The 15,931-nt window shown below is 73.6% G+C and carries 13 protein-coding genes; 6 read left to right on the top strand and 7 right to left on the bottom strand.

All coding sequences use genetic code 11. From position 1 onward, the window contains the following. Nucleotides 1-82 precede the first annotated feature (82 nt). Nucleotides 83-457, bottom strand: a complete 375-nt coding sequence (locus tag HZS56_RS29125) for a PIN domain-containing protein (RefSeq protein WP_216723787.1) — start codon at nucleotides 455-457, stop codon at nucleotides 83-85. A 77-nt stretch (nucleotides 458-534) separates the two neighbouring features. Here HZS56_RS29125 and HZS56_RS29120 point away from each other — a divergent pair, with 77 nt between their 5' ends. Next, nucleotides 535-1,554, top strand: coding sequence for a DUF8189 domain-containing protein (locus HZS56_RS29120; protein ID WP_216723781.1), 1,020 nt, complete (start codon nucleotides 535-537; stop codon nucleotides 1,552-1,554). Between the two features lie 95 nt (nucleotides 1,555-1,649). On the opposite strand, the gene HZS56_RS29115 is transcribed toward HZS56_RS29120, so the two are convergent. From HZS56_RS29115 to HZS56_RS29095, 5 genes are all read right to left on the bottom strand, one after another. Continuing rightward, nucleotides 1,650-3,788, bottom strand: coding sequence for a 3-hydroxyacyl-CoA dehydrogenase NAD-binding domain-containing protein (locus HZS56_RS29115; protein WP_216723780.1), 2,139 nt, complete (start codon nucleotides 3,786-3,788; stop codon nucleotides 1,650-1,652). Then, nucleotides 3,785-5,002, bottom strand: a complete 1,218-nt coding sequence (locus tag HZS56_RS29110) for an acetyl-CoA C-acyltransferase (RefSeq protein ID WP_216723779.1) — start codon at nucleotides 5,000-5,002, stop codon at nucleotides 3,785-3,787. Before HZS56_RS29110 ends, HZS56_RS29115 begins: the two co-directional genes overlap by 4 nt. A gap of 232 nt (nucleotides 5,003-5,234) precedes the next feature. Then, nucleotides 5,235-6,536: a ribonuclease D gene (locus HZS56_RS29105; protein ID WP_216723786.1), complete on the bottom strand. Its 1,302-nt coding sequence runs from the start codon at nucleotides 6,534-6,536 to the stop codon at nucleotides 5,235-5,237. A 58-nt stretch (nucleotides 6,537-6,594) separates the two neighbouring features. Continuing rightward, nucleotides 6,595-7,257 (bottom strand): helix-turn-helix transcriptional regulator, encoded by a 663-nt coding sequence (locus tag HZS56_RS29100; RefSeq protein WP_059298226.1) that lies wholly within the window; start codon nucleotides 7,255-7,257, stop codon nucleotides 6,595-6,597. Between the two features lie 519 nt (nucleotides 7,258-7,776). Then, nucleotides 7,777-8,496 (bottom strand): DUF3000 domain-containing protein, encoded by a 720-nt coding sequence (locus HZS56_RS29095; RefSeq protein WP_216723778.1) that lies wholly within the window; start codon nucleotides 8,494-8,496, stop codon nucleotides 7,777-7,779. A 138-nt stretch (nucleotides 8,497-8,634) separates the two neighbouring features. On the opposite strand from HZS56_RS29095, the gene hemE reads away from it, so the two are divergent. Next, the gene (gene hemE / locus HZS56_RS29090; RefSeq protein WP_216723777.1) at nucleotides 8,635-9,702 is read left to right on the top strand and encodes a uroporphyrinogen decarboxylase; all 1,068 of its coding nucleotides are present in this window, start codon (nucleotides 8,635-8,637) and stop codon (nucleotides 9,700-9,702) included. A gap of 39 nt (nucleotides 9,703-9,741) precedes the next feature. Here hemE and HZS56_RS29085 read toward each other — a convergent pair whose 3' ends face one another. Then, nucleotides 9,742-11,268 (bottom strand): glycoside hydrolase family 3 protein, encoded by a 1,527-nt coding sequence (locus HZS56_RS29085; RefSeq protein ID WP_216723776.1) that lies wholly within the window; start codon nucleotides 11,266-11,268, stop codon nucleotides 9,742-9,744. A 511-nt stretch (nucleotides 11,269-11,779) separates the two neighbouring features. Here HZS56_RS29085 and HZS56_RS29080 point away from each other — a divergent pair. Genes HZS56_RS29080 through HZS56_RS29065 form a run of 4 tightly spaced genes read left to right on the top strand, consistent with a single transcriptional unit; the run spans nucleotide 11,780 to nucleotide 15,930 of the window. Further along, entirely contained in the window at nucleotides 11,780-12,859 is a 1,080-nt protein-coding gene (locus HZS56_RS29080) for a phytanoyl-CoA dioxygenase family protein (protein ID WP_216723775.1), read from the top strand. Next, on the top strand, nucleotides 12,841-14,169 hold the full coding sequence (locus HZS56_RS29075) for a DUF6271 family protein (RefSeq protein ID WP_216723774.1): 1,329 nt from the start codon (nucleotides 12,841-12,843) through the stop codon (nucleotides 14,167-14,169). Before HZS56_RS29080 ends, HZS56_RS29075 begins: the two co-directional genes overlap by 19 nt. Continuing rightward, entirely contained in the window at nucleotides 14,166-15,377 is a 1,212-nt protein-coding gene (locus HZS56_RS29070) for a type III PLP-dependent enzyme (RefSeq protein WP_308408185.1), read from the top strand. The genes HZS56_RS29075 and HZS56_RS29070 overlap by 4 nt, the downstream gene beginning before the upstream one ends. Further along, the gene (locus tag HZS56_RS29065) at nucleotides 15,370-15,930 is read left to right on the top strand and encodes a GNAT family N-acetyltransferase (protein WP_216723773.1); all 561 of its coding nucleotides are present in this window, start codon (nucleotides 15,370-15,372) and stop codon (nucleotides 15,928-15,930) included. Before HZS56_RS29070 ends, HZS56_RS29065 begins: the two co-directional genes overlap by 8 nt. Nucleotide 15,931 lies beyond the last annotated feature (1 nt).

Here is a 15,931-nt window from a genome sequence, read left to right as displayed (position 1 = left end):
CCACGGGGCACGCGGGGCGCGGGGTGCGAGGCACCGTGGAGCACGGGGGGGGGCCGGGGATGCGGGGATGCGGGGACGCCGGTCAGGCGGGGCGTACCGTCCTCGGTCCCGCCACCTCCGCGCCCAGTTCCGTCACCCGGCGGCGCAGCCCGCGGTCGGCCGTCACGACCAGGACGGGGCGGTCCCCGGCCGCCCGCGCGACCAGCGCGACCATGTGGTCGTCGCCGCTGCCGGGCGCCGACTCCACCCGTACGCCGGGCACGGACTCCACCCCGCGGGCCGTGCCCTCGACGACGAGCACGATCTCCACCGGCCCGGACCGCCCCGGCACCCCGTCCGCCGCCAGCCGGTCCCGCAGCCGCTCCGCGGCCCCGCGCCGGTCCCGCCACCAGCCGTCGGGCACCGACCCGACGACGTTCGCGGCATCCACGACCACGAGCGGGGTGCCGTCCTCCATGCCCTCAGGGTCCATGCCGCCAGGGTCGCACGGACACCCCCTGAGCGGTCCCACGGACGGCGGCATAACATGATCAGGTGAACGGCGAGTGGCTCATACGCGGCCGGGACGGCCGCCTCAGCGTCTACCTGATGGCCCAGGACGCCGTCCTCTGGCGGGCGGAGCAGCTTCCGGGCGGTGCCTGGACCGCTCCCCGCAGGATGGGCGGGGACCGGCGGCTGAGCTCCGTCGCGGCGATCGGCCGGGGTGCCGACGGCTACACGCACCTGGCCGCCTGGTCGCCCACGGCCTCCGGCGGCGCCGAGCTGGTCCACACCACGCACTTCCGCCCGCTGCTGGCCCCTCTCGACTGGGCCCCCGTCGGACACCCGGACGGCAAGGGCGGGGCCACCGGAGGGCCCGCCGTCGCGGTGGACGACCAGGGCCGCGGGCACGTCTACGCGCGCAACGGGGGCGGTGGGCTCTCCATGCTCGCCCAGCGGCACAAGGGCGGCTGGCTCGCCTGGCGCGACCTCAAGGGCGCCGACCTCCAGGGCCCGCCCGCCGCCGTGGCGGGCCGGGCCGGACGCATGGAGCTGTACGCGACCGGCTCCGGCACGCTCCAGTACTGGCGGCAGGAGAAGCCCGCCACCCGGTTCGACCTCGTGGAGGCCGTGGAGTCCGACGCCCGTCCGGGGACGCTGCGCGCCCTGGCCACCTCCGACGAGGCCACCACCCTGTTCTTCACCGACGAGTCGGACCGCCTGTGCGTGTGGCGCCCCGGTGCGAAGCCCGTCCCCCTGCTGTCCGCGGCCGGCCCCGGTCCCGTCGCCGCCGCCCGCGCCGTGATAGACGGCCACGACTGCACCCTCCTCGCCCGGCGCTCGGAGGGCAGCGGCCGCGTCGTCTTCGCCGCCTACCCCTCGGAACAGGAGGACCTGGGCGCGACCTGGACGGAGTCGGGCCCCGCGCTGCCGGCCGACGCCCTGGTCTCCCTGGCCCAGGACGCCGACGGGCGGGTGGTGGCGGCGACGCTGTCCCCGTCCGGCGGGCAGCTGCTCCTGTCCCGGCAGAAGGACGAGGCGGGCCTGGCGCTGGGCGCCTGGCAGGCCGTCTGACGGCCCCTCACGGGCCTCTCGCACCCGCGGACACCCCGACGGACAGTGAAGGGCCCCTGCCTCGGCAGGGGCCCTTCAGCGCCGACGTACGGCCGTTACGCCGGGACGCTCGCCACGCCAGGCTCCAGGAACCGCTTCCCGTTCACCCGCTCGGCGACGCCCTCGCGGTCCAGGTACGGCGTGATGCCGCCCAGGTGGAAGGGCCAGCCGGCGCCGGTGATCAGGCAGAGGTCGATGTCCTGGGCCTCGGCGACGACGCCCTCGTCGAGCATCAGGCCGATCTCCTGGGCCACCGCGTCCAGGACGCGGTCGCGGACCTGCTCCTCGGTGAGGACCGAGTCGCCCTGCTTCAGAAGCGCGGCGACCTCCGGGTCCAGCTCGGGCTCGGCGGGGTTTTCGGCGGAGTAGACGTAGAAGCCGCGCTTGCCCGCCTCCACGACCGCCTTCAGGTTCGGGGAGACCGTGAAGCGCTCGGGGAAGGCCCGGTTGAGGGTCTCCGAGACGTGCAGGCCGATGGCCGGGCCGACCAGCTCCAGGAGGACCAGCGGGGACATCGGCAGGCCGAGCGGCTCCACCGCCTTCTCCGCCACCGGCACCGGGGTGCCCTCGTCGATGACGTTCTGGATCTCGCCCATGAAGCGGGTCAGGATGCGGTTGACCACGAACGCCGGGGCGTCCTTGACGAGGACCGCGGTCTTCTTCAGCTTCTTGGCGACGCCGAACGCCGTGGCCAGCGAAGCCTCGTCGGTCTGCTCGCCGCGGACGATCTCCAGCAGGGGCAGGATCGCCACCGGGTTGAAGAAGTGGAAGCCGACGACCCGCTCCGGGTGCTTCAGCTTCGACGCCATCTCCGAGACCGAGAGCGAGGAGGTGTTCGTCGCGAGGATCGCGTGCGCGGGCGCCACGGCCTCGACCTCGGCGAAGACCTTCTGCTTGACGCCCATCTCCTCGAAGACGGCCTCGATGACGAAGTCCGCGTCCGCGAAGCCCTCGGCCTTGTCCAGGACGCCGGAGACCAGGCCCTTCAGCCGGTTCGCCTTGTCCTGGTTGACCCGGCCCTTGCCGAGCAGCTTGTCGATCTCGGCGTGGACGTAGCCCACGCCCTTGTCGACGCGCTCCTGGTCGATGTCGGTCAGCACGACCGGCACCTCCAGGCGGCGCAGGAAGAGCAGCGCGAGCTGCGAGGCCATCAGACCGGCGCCGACCACGCCCACCTTGGTGACCGGGCGGGCCAGGTTCTTGTCCGGGGCGCCCGCCGGCCGCTTGCCGCGCTTCTGCACCAGGTTGAAGGCGTAGATGCCGGAGCGCAGCTCACCGCCCATGATCAGGTCGGCGAGGGCCCGGTCCTCGGCGTCGTAGCCCTGCTGGAGGTCGCCGTTCCTGGCGGCGGCGATGATGTCCAGGGCGTGGTAGGCGGCCGGGGCGGCGCCGTGCACCTTGCCGTCGGCGACGAACCGGCCCTTGGCGACCGCCTGGTCCCAGGCCTCGCCGCGGTCGATCACGGGGCGCTCGACGGTGATCTCGCCCTTGAGGACGGACGCCGTCCAGAGCAGCGACTGCTCCAGGAAGTCAGCGCCCTCGAAGATCGCGTCGGCGATGCCGAGTTCGTGGACCTGCGCGCCCCTCAGCTGCTTGTTCTGGTTGAGGCTGTTCTCGATGATCACCGAGACGGCCTTCTCGGCGCCGATCAGGTTCGGCAGCAGCGTGCAGCCGCCCCAGCCGGGGACCAGGCCGAGGAAGACCTCGGGCAGGGAGAACGCCGGGAGGGCCGCCGACACCGTGCGGTAGGTGCAGTGCAGGCCGATCTCCACGCCGCCGCCCATGGAGGCGCCGTTGTAGTACGCGAAGGACGGCACCGCCAGGTTCGCGAGGCGCTTGAGGACGTCGTGACCGCCCTTGCCGATGGCCAGCGCGTCCTCGTGCCGCTTCAGCAGCTCGACGCCCTTGAGGTCGGCGCCGACGGCGAAGATGAACGGCTTGCCGGTGACGCCGACGCCGACGATGTCGCCGTCCGCGGCCTCCTTCTCGACCCGGTCGATCGCGGCGTCGATGTTCGCCAGCGACTGCGGGCCCAGCGTGGTCGGCTTCTTGTGGTCGTGCCCGTTGTCCAGGGTGATCAGGGCGAAACGGCCCGCGCCGAGGGGGAGGTCGAAGTGGCGTACGTGCGCCTGCGTGACGACCTCGTCCGGGAACAGCTCGGCCGCACCCTTCAACAGCTCTGCGGTGGTGCTCACTTGTCCCCCTCGAAGTGCGGGTTCTCCCAGACGACGGTCGCGCCCATGCCGAAGCCGACGCACATGGTGGTCAGGCCGTAGCGGACGTGCGGCTGCTCCTCGAACTGGCGGGCCAGCTGCGTCATCAGCCGGACGCCGGAGGAGGCCAGCGGGTGGCCGAAGGCGATGGCGCCGCCGTACTGGTTGACGCGCGCGTCGTCGTCGGCGATGCCGTAGTGCTCCAGGAACGCGAGGACCTGGACGGCGAAGGCCTCGTTGATCTCGAACAGGCCGATGTCGTCGATGGACAGCCCGGCCTGCGCCAGGGCCTTCTCCGTCGCCGGGATCGGGCCGTAGCCCATGACCTCGGGCTCGACGCCCGCGAAGGAGTACGAGACCAGGCGCATCTTCACAGGGAGGCCGTGTTCGCGGGCGAAGTCCTCGCTCGCGATGACCGACGCGGTGGCGCCGTCGTTCAGACCGGCCGCGTTGCCCGCGGTGACCCGGCCGTGCACGCGGAACGGCGTCTTCAGGCCCGCCAGGTTCTCCAGCGTGGTGCCCGGACGCATCGGCTCGTCGGCGGTGACCAGGCCCCAGCCCGTCTCGCCCGCCTCTTCGTTGGTGCGGCGCACCGAGACCGGCACCAGGTCGGCCTGGATCTGGCCGTTGGCGTAGGCCTTGGCGGCCTTCTCCTGCGAGCGCACCGCGTACTCGTCGGCGCGCTGCTTGGTGATCGACGGGTAGCGGTCGTGCAGGTTCTCGGCGGTCATGCCCATGAACAGGGCGGACTCGTCGACCAGCTTCTCGCTGACGAACCGCGGGTTGGGGTCCACGCCCTCGCCCATCGGGTGGCGGCCCATGTGCTCGACCCCGCCCGCGACGGCGACGTCGTACGCGCCGAAGGCGACGGAGCCGGCCACCGTGGTCACGGCGGTCAGGGCGCCCGCGCACATGCGGTCGATGGAGTAGCCGGGGACCGAGGTGGGCAGGCCCGCCAGGATGCCGGCGGTGCGGCCGATGGTCAGGCCCTGGTCGCCGATCTGCGTGGTCGCGGCGACGGCGACCTCGTCGATCTTCTTGGGGTCGAGACCGGGGTTGCGGCGCAGCAGCTCCCGGATCGCCTTCACGACCAGGTCGTCGGCGCGGGTCTCGTGGTAGACGCCCTTCGGGCCCGCCTTGCCGAACGGGGTGCGGACGCCGTCGACGAAGACGACGTCCCTGACGGTACGAGGCACGATGGCTCTCCTCCAGGGTGCGGGGTGGCACTGCTGCGGCACGCATGCGCTGAGCGCGCGCTCAGCCCCATGCTACTTATGAGTAACGTAGCTGCCCAGTCCCCCCGGCGGGAGCGGCGAAGGTCACACCGCCCGTCACACCACCGGAGGACCGCCCGGCCCGGCATCCTGGCCGGAACTCGCCGCTCACCACCGCACCGGCCGCCCCGCGGGCGGCCCGGACCGGCGGATCTCAGGCGGTGCCCCGGGCCAGTGCCGGCACCAGGACCGGTGTCACCTGCTCCACCTGCCAGGGCCGGGCCCCGTGCCCGGCGAGGGCCGCGCTCACGGACCCGGCGTCCACGTCCTCGGGCGGCTCCCAGCAGACCCGGCGCACGGTGTCCGGCGTGATCAGGTTCTCCTGCGGCATGTTCAGCCGTTCGGCGAGCGCGGTCACCGCCGCGCGCGCCGCGGTCAGCCGGGTCGCGGCGGCCGGGTCCTTGTCGGCCCACGCGCGCGGCGGCGGGGGCCCGGTGACCGGCTGTCCCGGCTGCGGCAGCTGCGACTCGGACAGGGCTCTGGCCCGGTCGACCGCGCTCTGCCACTGCTCCAGCTGACGGCGGTTGACCCGCCCGAAGCCGTTCAGCGCGCCCAGCGCGTGCACGTTGGGCGGCAGCGCGAGCGCCGCCTCGACGATCGCCGCGTCCCCGAGCACCTTGCCGGGGGAGACGTCCCGGCGCTGCGCGATCCGGTCCCGGGCCTGCCACAGCTCCCGCACGACGGCCAGCTGACGGCGCCGGCGCACCTTGTGCATGCCGGACGTACGGCGCCACGGGTCCTTGCGGGGCTCGGGCGGCGGGGCCGAGGCGATCGCGTCGAACTCCTGCCGGGCCCACTCCAGCTTGCCCTGCCGGTCCAGCTCCTTCTCCAGCGCGTCGCGCAGGTCGACGAGGAGTTCGACGTCGAGCGCGGCGTAGCGCAGCCAGGGCTCGGGCAGCGGGCGGGTCGACCAGTCGACGGCCGAGTGGCCCTTCTCCAGGACGTAGCCCAGGACGTTCTCCACCATCGCGCCGAGCCCGACGCGCGGGAACCCGGCGAGCCGCCCGGCCAGCTCGGTGTCGAAGATGCGGGCGGGCACCATCCCTATGTCGCGCAGGCACGGCAGGTCCTGGGTGGCGGCGTGCAGCACCCACTCGGCGCCGGCGATCGCCGCGCCGAGGCCGGAGAGGTCGGGACAGGCCACCGGGTCGATCAGCGCGGTCCCCGCGCCCTCGCGGCGTAGTTGCACCAGATACGCGCGCTGGCCGTAGCGGTACCCGGAGGCGCGCTCGGCGTCGACGGCGACGGGGCCGCGGCCGGCGGCGAAGGCGGCGGTCACCTCGGCGAGGGCGGCCGCGTCGGCGATCACCTCGGGAATGCCCTCGCGTGGTTCGAGCAAGGGGGTCGGCGCCTGACTCGCAGAAGATCCGGCGTCGTCCGGAGGGGCGCCTCCGGTGGTTCGCAGTGAACGGTCTGCTGCGGTTTCGTGGGCGCCGGGGGGTCGTAAACCGGTCAGGTCGGTGAAAGGACGGGCTGCACGGGATGCCCGTGGGGCGCCCGCGGGGGAGGGGCGGTCAGTGGATGATGCCGGTGCGCAGGGCGACCGCGACCATCCCGGCGCGGTCGCCCGTGCCGAGCTTGCGGGCGATGCGGGCGAGGTGGCTCTTGACGGTCAGGGCGGACAGGCCCATCGAGACGCCGATCGCCTTGTTCGACTGGCCCTCCGCGACCAGGCGCAGCACCTCGACCTCGCGGCCGGAGAGTTCGCGGTATCCGCCCGGGTGGCTCGGGGCGCCCGGGGGGCGGCGGTGCAGTCGGGCGGCGGCGGCGCCGATGGGGGCGGCGCCCGGCCGGGTGGGGAGCCCGACGTTGGTGCGGGTGCCGGTGACGACGTAGCCCTTGACGCCGCCCGCGAGGGCGTTGCGCACGGCGCCGATGTCGTCGGCGGCGGACAGGGCGAGGCCGTTGGGCCAGCCCGCGGCGCGGGTCTCCGACAGCAGGGTCAGTCCTGAGCCGTCGGGGAGGTGTACTTCAGCGACACAGATGTCACGGGGGTTGCCGATGCGGGGACGAGCCTCCGCGACGGACGAGGCCTCGATGACGTCGCGCACACCGAGCGCCCACAGGTGGCGGGTGACGGTGGAACGGACGCGCTGGTCGGCCACGACCACCATGGCGGTCGGCTTGTTCGGGCGGTAGGCGACCAGGCTTGCAGGCTGCTCGAGGAGAACGGACACCAGGCCTCCTGGGGTGCGGGACGGGGCCGGCTCGTGGGGGTGAAGCCGGGACGAACCGTGCTTTCAAGGTCACAGTCGTCTTCGGCAGCGAACCCGTCCGCCTTTAGAGAATGATCACGATCTAGTGAGTAACAATCCGAGCAATTCGGACACGCTGTCGATCATTCGAAGATCGAACGCTTCCGCACTTTGTCGATACATGGCCGAATGTGGCTGTGTCGACAAAGTGACGGAACGTTTCCCGAGGGCGGGAGAGGTCCCGGGCAAAACGGTGCACGATGCGGTTCCGAAGCGCTGTCGATGTGGCGCCGAAGCGGCGCCGATGTGGTGCCTGTGCGGTTCCGGCGGGGGCGGAAGCGTGCAGGAGCGGTCACACGGCGGAGCGCCCGGCCGGTGGGACGGCCGGGCGCTCTGGTGTCCGATCTGTGGAGTCTGGTCAATGTCCGGTCGGTGGTGATCCGGTCGGTGGTGATCCGGTGGTGAGCCGGGCAGTGGTGACCGGGTCGGTGGTAGGTCCGGTCAGCGTGACTGCGGGCCGCGCCGCTGCGGCAGGGTGACGATCGACGCGTCGCCGGGCGCCGCCGGCGGCAGGCCCGCGACCTGGGCCAGCAGGTCGCACCACGAGGACAGGTGCGCCGCGGTGTCCGGGACGCCGCCCAGGCCCTCCCGCGGCGTCCAGGACGCCCGGATCTCGATCTGCGAGGCGGACGGGCGCTCCGAGAGTCCCCCGAAGTAGTGGGAACTCGCGCGCGTGACCGTGCCGCTGGGCTCGCCGTACGTCAGCCCGCGCGCCTGGAGCGCGCCGGTGAGCCAGGACCAGCACACGTCCGGCAGCAGCGGGTCCGCGGCCATCTCCGGCTCCAGTTCGGCCCGCACCAGCGTCACCAGCCGGAACGTCCCGTGCCAGCCGTCGTGTCCGGACGGGTCGTGCAGCAGCACCAGCCGTCCGTCCGCCAGGTCCTCGTCGCCGTCCACGACCGCGGCCTCCAGGGCGTACGCGTACGGGGCGAGCCGCTGCGGTGCGCGCGTCGCCTCGACCTCCACCTGCGGCCGCAGTCGCGCCGTCCGCAGCGCCTCGACGGCGGCCGTGAAGGCCGAGGGCGCGGTACCGGTACTCCCCTTGCTCCCCTGACTCCCCTTGCTCCCGTGGTCCCCGTTGTGCCGGGCCTCCTCCTGGGGCCCCTTCGTCTCGTCCATTCCGCCAGCGCCGTCCGACAGTCGTCCCTGAGCCGCAGCCATGCGGGGAACATTAAGCGGAACGGCGGCCCGGCGCAGGGAGGGACACCCGCGTGCGGGCGCGATGTCCGGATCCTGCGGTCCTGCGGGGGCGCCCCACCCGTGGCAGGTGGTGTCCGGTGCTCGTGGGAGACTGGCCGTGTGAGTGCCAACGAGAGCCCCGCGGGCAAGCAGCCGACCGCCACGTACGACTCCGCCTTCCTGAGGGCGTGCAGGCGTGAGCCGGTGCCGCACACCCCCGTGTGGTTCATGCGGCAGGCGGGGCGCTCGCTGCCGGAGTACCTGAAGGTGCGCGAGGGCATCCCGATGCTGGAGTCCTGCATGCGGCCGGAACTGGTCGCCGAGATCACCCTCCAGCCGGTGCGGCGGCACGGCGTGGACGCGGCGATCTACTTCAGCGACATCGTGGTCCCGCTCAAGGCCATCGGCATCGACCTCGACATCAAGCCCGGCGTCGGCCCGGTGATCGCCAACCCGATCCGCACCCGGGCGGACCTGGCGCAGCTTCGCGACCTCACCCCCGAGGACGTCACCTACGTCACCGAGGCCTTCGGCCTGCTCACCCGCGAGCTGGGTGCCACCCCGCTGATCGGCTTCGCCGGTGCGCCGTTCACCCTCGCCAGCTACCTCGTGGAGGGCGGCCCGTCCCGCAACCACGAGCACACCAAGGCCCTCATGTACGGCGACCCGCAGCTGTGGGCCGACCTGCTCGACCGGCTCGCGGGCATCACGGCCGCCTTCCTGAAGGTGCAGATCGAGGCGGGTGCGAGCGCCGTCCAGCTCTTCGACTCCTGGGTCGGCGCCCTCTCGCCCGCCGACTACCGCCGCTCGGTGCTGCCCGCCTCCCGCAAGGTCTTCGAGGCCGTCTCCGGGTACGGCGTGCCGCGCATCCACTTCGGCGTCGGCACCGGCGAGCTGCTCGGCCTGCTGGGGGAGGCCGGCGCGGACGTGGTCGGCGTCGACTGGCGCGTCCCGCTGGACGAGGCGGCCCGCCGCGTCGGCCCCGGCAGGGCGCTGCAGGGCAACCTGGACCCGGCCGTCCTCTTCGCCGGGCGCGAGGCGGTGGAGACCAAGACCCGCGAGATCCTGGACGCGGCGGCGGACCTGGAGGGCCACGTCTTCAACCTCGGCCACGGGGTCCTGCCCACCACCGACCCGGACGCGCTGACCCGCCTCGTGGAGTACGTCCACACGCAGACCGCCCGCTGAGCCCTCCGGCCACCGGCCGGGCGCCCGGGACCGGGCGGGTCAGTGGGCGTCCGCGCCCGCCAGGACCTCCGCCGCGGCCACCCCGGAGGCCGCGCTCGCGCCGTGGGTGAAGATCTGGGCCGCCGCGGGGCCCTCGGCGCCGGGCAGCCCCATCTCGACCACGATCGCGTCCGGGCGGGCCGCGGTCAGTCCGGTCAGGGCGCGGCTCATCCAGGCGTGCCGGGCGGCGTCGCGCGCGACGATCACCAGCGGGCGTCCCGCGGCCGGTTCGAGGGCGCAGCGCTCCAGCGCCACCGTCCCCTCCTCCAGTTCCTGGCCGCGCACCCGTACCGAGGTGGTGCCGGGCAGCCGCTCCCGCAGCGGGCCGGCCACGCCCCACGGGGTCTCCTTGCCGATGGCCATGTTGGTCACCGGGGCCAGCTCGACCACGTGCGGCGGTGCCGTCAGCGGCAGGGCCTCGCGCGCGGCACCGGTGAGCCGTACGGCACGGCGCGCGGCGGCGCGACCGACGCCCTCCCCGCCCGCCGCTGCCGGGGCGGACAGGGCTCCGGCCCGCAGCCCGGCCGACCAGGCGGCGAACTCCCGTACCCGCTCCGCCGCACCGGCCAGCCGCTCCTCGGGCAGTTCCCCGTCCGACACCGCGGCGGTCAGCGCCTTGACCAGCAGCGCGGTGGTGGCCTCCTCGGCGCTCTCGCCGCCGACGCAGACGGCGTCCACCCCGGCGGCGACGGCCTTCACCGTGGCGCCGTCGATGCCGTACCGGCGGGTGACGGCGCCCATCTCGATGGCGTCGCTGACCACCAGGCCGTCGAAGCCCAGCTCGTCGCGGAGCAGGTCGTGCAGGATGCGCCGGCTCAGCGTGGCCGGCAGGCCGGGATCGTAGGCCGGGACCAGCAGGTGACCGCTCATCACCGCGCGGACCCCGGCCGCCACGGCGGCCCGGAACGGGGGCAGCGCCTGGGCGGCGATCTCGTCCAGCCCGGCCGGGTACGCGGGCAGGTCGTGGTGGGAGTCGACGGCCACGTCGCCGTGGCCGGGGAAGTGCTTGGCGCAGGCGGCGACGCCGGAGGACTGGAGGCCGCGGATCCACGCCGCGGTGTGCCGGGAGACCACGCCGGGGTCCGAGCCGAAGGAGCGTACGCCGATGATCGGGTTGTCGGGGTTGGAGTTCACGTCCGCGCTCGGCGCGTAGTCGAGGCTCACCCCGGCGGTGCGCAGCTGCCGGCCGAGGTCGGCGGCGACGGCCTCGGTCAGCTCCGGGTCGTCGACGGTGCCGAGGGCGAAGTTGCCCGGCCTGGACGAACCCGTGGCGGACTCGATGCGGGTGACGTCGCCCGCCTCCTCGTCGATCGCCACGATCAGCTCCGGGTTCTCCGCGCGGAGTTGGGCGGTCAGCCGGGCGACCTGCTCGGTGGAGACGATGTTTCGGGAGAAGAGCACGACGGAGGCCAGGCCGTCGCCGATGTCGCGCAGCACCCAGTCGGGCGCCTCGGTGCCCACGAAACCCGGCTGCAGAACGGAGAGCGCGAGCCGACGCAACTCGCTGCTGTGCTTGCTGGTGCTCATCGGCCGCGCCTTTCGGAGCCTTGCGGAGGAAGATCCTTGGTATAGACCAAGAAGGTGCGCCTTCAGGTTAACCAGGCGTGTCAAGAGGGGGATCCGTCCCACTCGGGCAACTCCGAAGTAACAACTGGCCCCCTCGGGAACAGTGTTGACACTCTCCCTTGGTCTAGTCCATTGTGAGGCGCACGTTCGGCGAGGGGAACCCGCGACAGCCGCTCCCGCGCCGGGCACCGCCGCGGCCGGCTGCGAGGCCGCCTGCGCGGCGATACCTCCGTACGACGACCTCCGTGACGACCACCCCGGACGAGACGACCGTTCCGGACGGGGGCGCGGGCCGGGCAACGCCCTGAGCGGGGCCGAACCCCGGCCCGGGAGCCGCCCTCGTCGACCCGCCCCCGCCCCGTGGCGCGAGCGGGCCCCGCTGCCACCACCGACCTCAGGTGCGACGGCCCGATCCCCGTCGCACGCACCGCCGTTGCCCGCACGGGGCGACGGCGAGGACCTGGAGCACCCCATGGCGACGCCCGATTCCTACCTCCACCGAGCACCGTCGGACCTGCCCTACTTCAGCGCGGACGCCGACACGTACCTGGCCCGCACCCAGCTGCGCGACCTCGACAAGACCCGGCCGCTGCGGGTGCTGTCCGAGGAGGACTTCGCCCACTGGCAGACGTACGGCTACGTCGTGGTGAAGGAGGCGATACCCGCCGCCTCCGCGCGCCGGCTGCTCGACTTCGCCTGGGAGTTCCAGGGCCTCGACCCCGAACGCCCCGACACCTGGTACCCGGAGCGCGAGTACCGCTCCGACCTCGACCAGGAACTGCACATCTACGGCTTCGTCGAGGCGTACCAGCACCAGCTCATCTGGGACAGCCGCCAGACGCAGCGCGTCTACGACGCCTTCGTCGACGTCTGGGACTGCGAGGAGCTGTGGGTCACCCTGGACCGGCTCAACCTCAACCCGCCCAACACGGGCAACCGCGACCGCGCCCTCATCGACAAGCCCGAGCGCGGCTTCGACATCGAGCTGCACTGGGACGTCGACACCACGCAGGGCATCCTGCCGCAGCGCGTCCAGGGCATCATCGCGCTCAACGACACCAAGCCCGACCACGGCGGCTTCCAGTGCTGCCCCGAACTGTTCCGGCGCTTCGACCGCTGGAAGGCCCTCCAGCCCGACGACCGCGACCCCATCCGGCCCGCGATCGACCGCGAGGACATGCCCGTCGTACGCCCCGACCTGGAGGCCGGCGACCTGCTCATCTGGAACGGCCTGCTGGCCCACGGCGTCGCGCCGAACATCTCCGGGCAGGGCGTGCGCGCGGTGCAGTACCTGTCGATGATGCCCGCGCTGGAGACCCACCGCACCCTGCGCGACTCCCGCGTGGACTCCTGGAAGAACCTCACCACCCCCGACTGGAACGCCACCCTCCTCGGCGACGCCCACCGGCACGAGTCCGAGCGCTACGGCCCCGCCGAACTGACCGAACTCGGCGCCAGGCTGCTGGGCCTGAAGTCCTGGCACGCCGACGCCGGCACGGACGGGACGACCGACGAGGCCACCGGGGACGCCGCATGCGCAGCATCTGCCTGACCCTGCCCACCAACCGGCACTGCCCGGACACCATCACCGCCCTCGGAGCGGAAGCCGCCCACGCGGCCGACCACTTCGGTGTCCAGGTCCACCTCCTGGTCCTCGACTCCAGCGCCCCCGAGGACCGTGCCGCCCACGCCGGCGCGCTACGGCACCTGCCCGCCCACCCGCGGATCACCGCGCACCACCTCGACGAGGCCGCCCAGCGCGACTTCCTGGCCCGTCTGACGGCACGCTCCGCCAGCGCCAAGCCCGAGCTGCTGCTCGACCTGATGCTCCCCGACGGACTGTCCTACGGCGCCTGCACCAACCGTGCCTTCCTGATCGCGGCCGCGCTCGGCTGCGAGTCCGTCCACCGCAGGGACTCCGACAGCCGCTACCAGCACGTGGACGGCCGTACCGCCTTCCCCGTCCACCACGAGCTGCTCTCCCTCGGCAGGACCGCCGCCGACGCGGTGTCCGGCGTCACCGAGCCGGTCGCCCTCCCGGACGGCCTCCTCGGGCGGCGGGTCGCCATGGTCGGCAGCTCCTTCGTGGGCGAACTCTCCGTCGACATCGCGCAGATACGGGACGCCGACCCCGCTGTCTACCACGACGTCGTCTCCCTGTGGGCGCCCGAGGACTGGTCCGCCGAGCAGAAGCGGGAGCTGGTCGAGGAGTCGTTCACCGGCGCGGGCACCGAACCCTTCACGGCGGACCGCTCCCTGCTGACCGTGGTCGACCCCATGCGGGTCGACATGTGCAACATCGCCTTCCACGGCCCGAGCGTCAGTGAGCGCGTGCCGCTGCCGCCCGCCCGGGACACCATCGGCAGCGACTACTTGCTCTTCCACCTCGTGCAGCACGCCCGGCTGCCGGGCGTGCTGCACAACCGCAACATCGTCAACTACTACACGGGCGAACGGCGGACCGGCCCCGGCTTCCTCGCCTACCAGACCCGATTCGCCAAGTTCCTGCTGTCGATGCTCTACCTCCACCACGTCTACGACCGGATGGCCGAGGCCGGTGACGCGCTCCTGGACGGCGACGGCCGGGTCAGCCCCGCCGCCGTGGCCGCCCTGGCCCGCGAGAGCACCGGCCTGGACACCGCCGAGAACGTCCGCAGGCTCGACGCCCTCGACACGGCCTACCGCCGACTGGGCGGCCGGTACGCCGAGTTCGCCGACCTGCTGGCCGGCCGGCGAGCCCGCCTCCTCGACGAGGCGCGCGACGACATGGCGGACTTCGCGGTGCTGACGGAGGCCTGGGAGGGGCTGGTGGCCGCCGCCCGGACCACGCCCCTCACCCGGCCGCCGGGACAGCCCCGGTGAGCGCGCCGACCACGGGCGAGGTCCTGAGCGAGCCGCTGGCCGCCGCCCTCGCCGCCGCCACCGAGGACCGGATCGTCTACGACCTGGCCGGCATCGGACGGAGCCTGGACGCCCTGCGCGCCGAACTCCCCGGCGTACAGGTGCGGTTCGCGCTGAAGGCCTGCCCGGTCGACGAGGTCCTCGGGGTCCTCGCCGGCCGGGGCGCCGGGATCGACGCCGCCAGCCCCGGCGAGGTGGAGCAGGCGCTGCGGGCCGGGGTGCCGGCCGGGCGCGTGCACTACGGCAACACCGTAAAGTCCGACCGGCACATCGCCGAGGCCCACCGGCTGGGCGTGCGCACCTTCGCCACCGACAGCGCCGAGGACGTGGCCGCGCTCGCCGTCCACGCGCCCGGCGCCCGCGTCTTCTGCCGGGTGGCGACCGGCGGGGACGGGGCCGTGTGGGGGCTGAGCAACAAGTTCGGCTGCCCGCCCGAGGACGCCGCCGCCATCCTGGAGCGGGCCCGGGACGCCGGCCTGGTCCCGGCCGGCCTGTCCGTGCACGTCGGCTCCCAGCAGATGACCGGCGAGGCCTGGCACGCCGCCGTCGAGGACCTCGGCGACGTGCTGCGCGACCTCGCCGCGCGCGGCATCCGCGTCGACCACGTCAACCTCGGCGGCGGCCTGCCCGCGCTCGGCTACCGCGACCGGCGCGGCGCGCACCTCGACCCGCCGCTGGACAAGATCTTCCGCGTGATCCGGGAGGGCACGGACGAACTGCGCCGCGTCCACGGCGGCCCCCTGGACTTCGTCGTCGAACCCGGACGGCACCTCGTCGCCGACCACGGCGCGATCCGCGCCCACGTCACCCGCCTCGCCGAGCGCCGCGGAGCCGACGGACGGCGGCAGTACTGGCTCTACCTGAGCTGCGGGAAGTTCAACGGCCTCTACGAGATGGACGCCCTCCAGTACCCCCTGCACTTCCCGGGCCGCACCGAGGGCCCGCGCGTGCCCGCCGTCGTCGCCGGACCCACCTGCGACAGCGACGACGCCTACTCCCACGAGGAGGGGCTGCTCCGGGTCCCCGCGGAGCTGGCCTCCGGCGACCCGGTCTGGGTGCTGTCCTGCGGCGCCTACGCGACCAGCTACACCACCGTCGGCTTCAACGGCTTCGCCCCGCTCCCGCACGCCTTCGCCGGCCGCCCGGAAGGGAGCGGCGCCGATGGATGAAGCCGTGCGCGTACGGCCCCTCGCCGACCGGGACTGGGACGCCGTGGCGGCGCTGGAGCGGGACGCCTACACCGGGCTCGGCCTGTCGGAGGGCCGGGCCGCGCTCGAGTCCCGGGCGGCCGCCTCGCCGGACACCTGCTTCGTCGTGGACGTCGGCCCCCGCACCGCCGGGTACGTCCTCGCCCTGCCCTACCCGCCGCACCGCTACCCGGACCTGGCCAGGACGGAGGAGGCGCAACCGCAGACGTCCCCGTCCAGGAGGTGGGGCAACCTCCACCTCCACGACATCGTCGTGGCGCCCGGCCTGCGTCGGCGCGGCCTCGCCCGCCACCTCCTGCACCACCTCACCGGCACGGCCAGGGACCGCGGCGACGAGTGGATCTCCCTGGTCGCGGTGGACGGCACCGAACGCTTCTGGACGGCGCGCGGCTTCACCGCCCAGCCCGGCGTCGTGCCCGCCGACGCGTACGGCGGCGGGGCCGTCTACATGTCCAAGCCGGTCCCGGCCCACCCGTCCCTGTCCCCGCCCCCCACCCTGCGCGAAGTGAGCTGAT

It is taken from the genome of Streptomyces mayonensis (genome assembly GCF_018982965.1).
Taxonomy (GTDB): domain Bacteria; phylum Actinomycetota; class Actinomycetes; order Streptomycetales; family Streptomycetaceae; genus Streptomyces; species Streptomyces mayonensis.
This window is presented reverse-complemented; position numbering and strand designations above follow the sequence as displayed.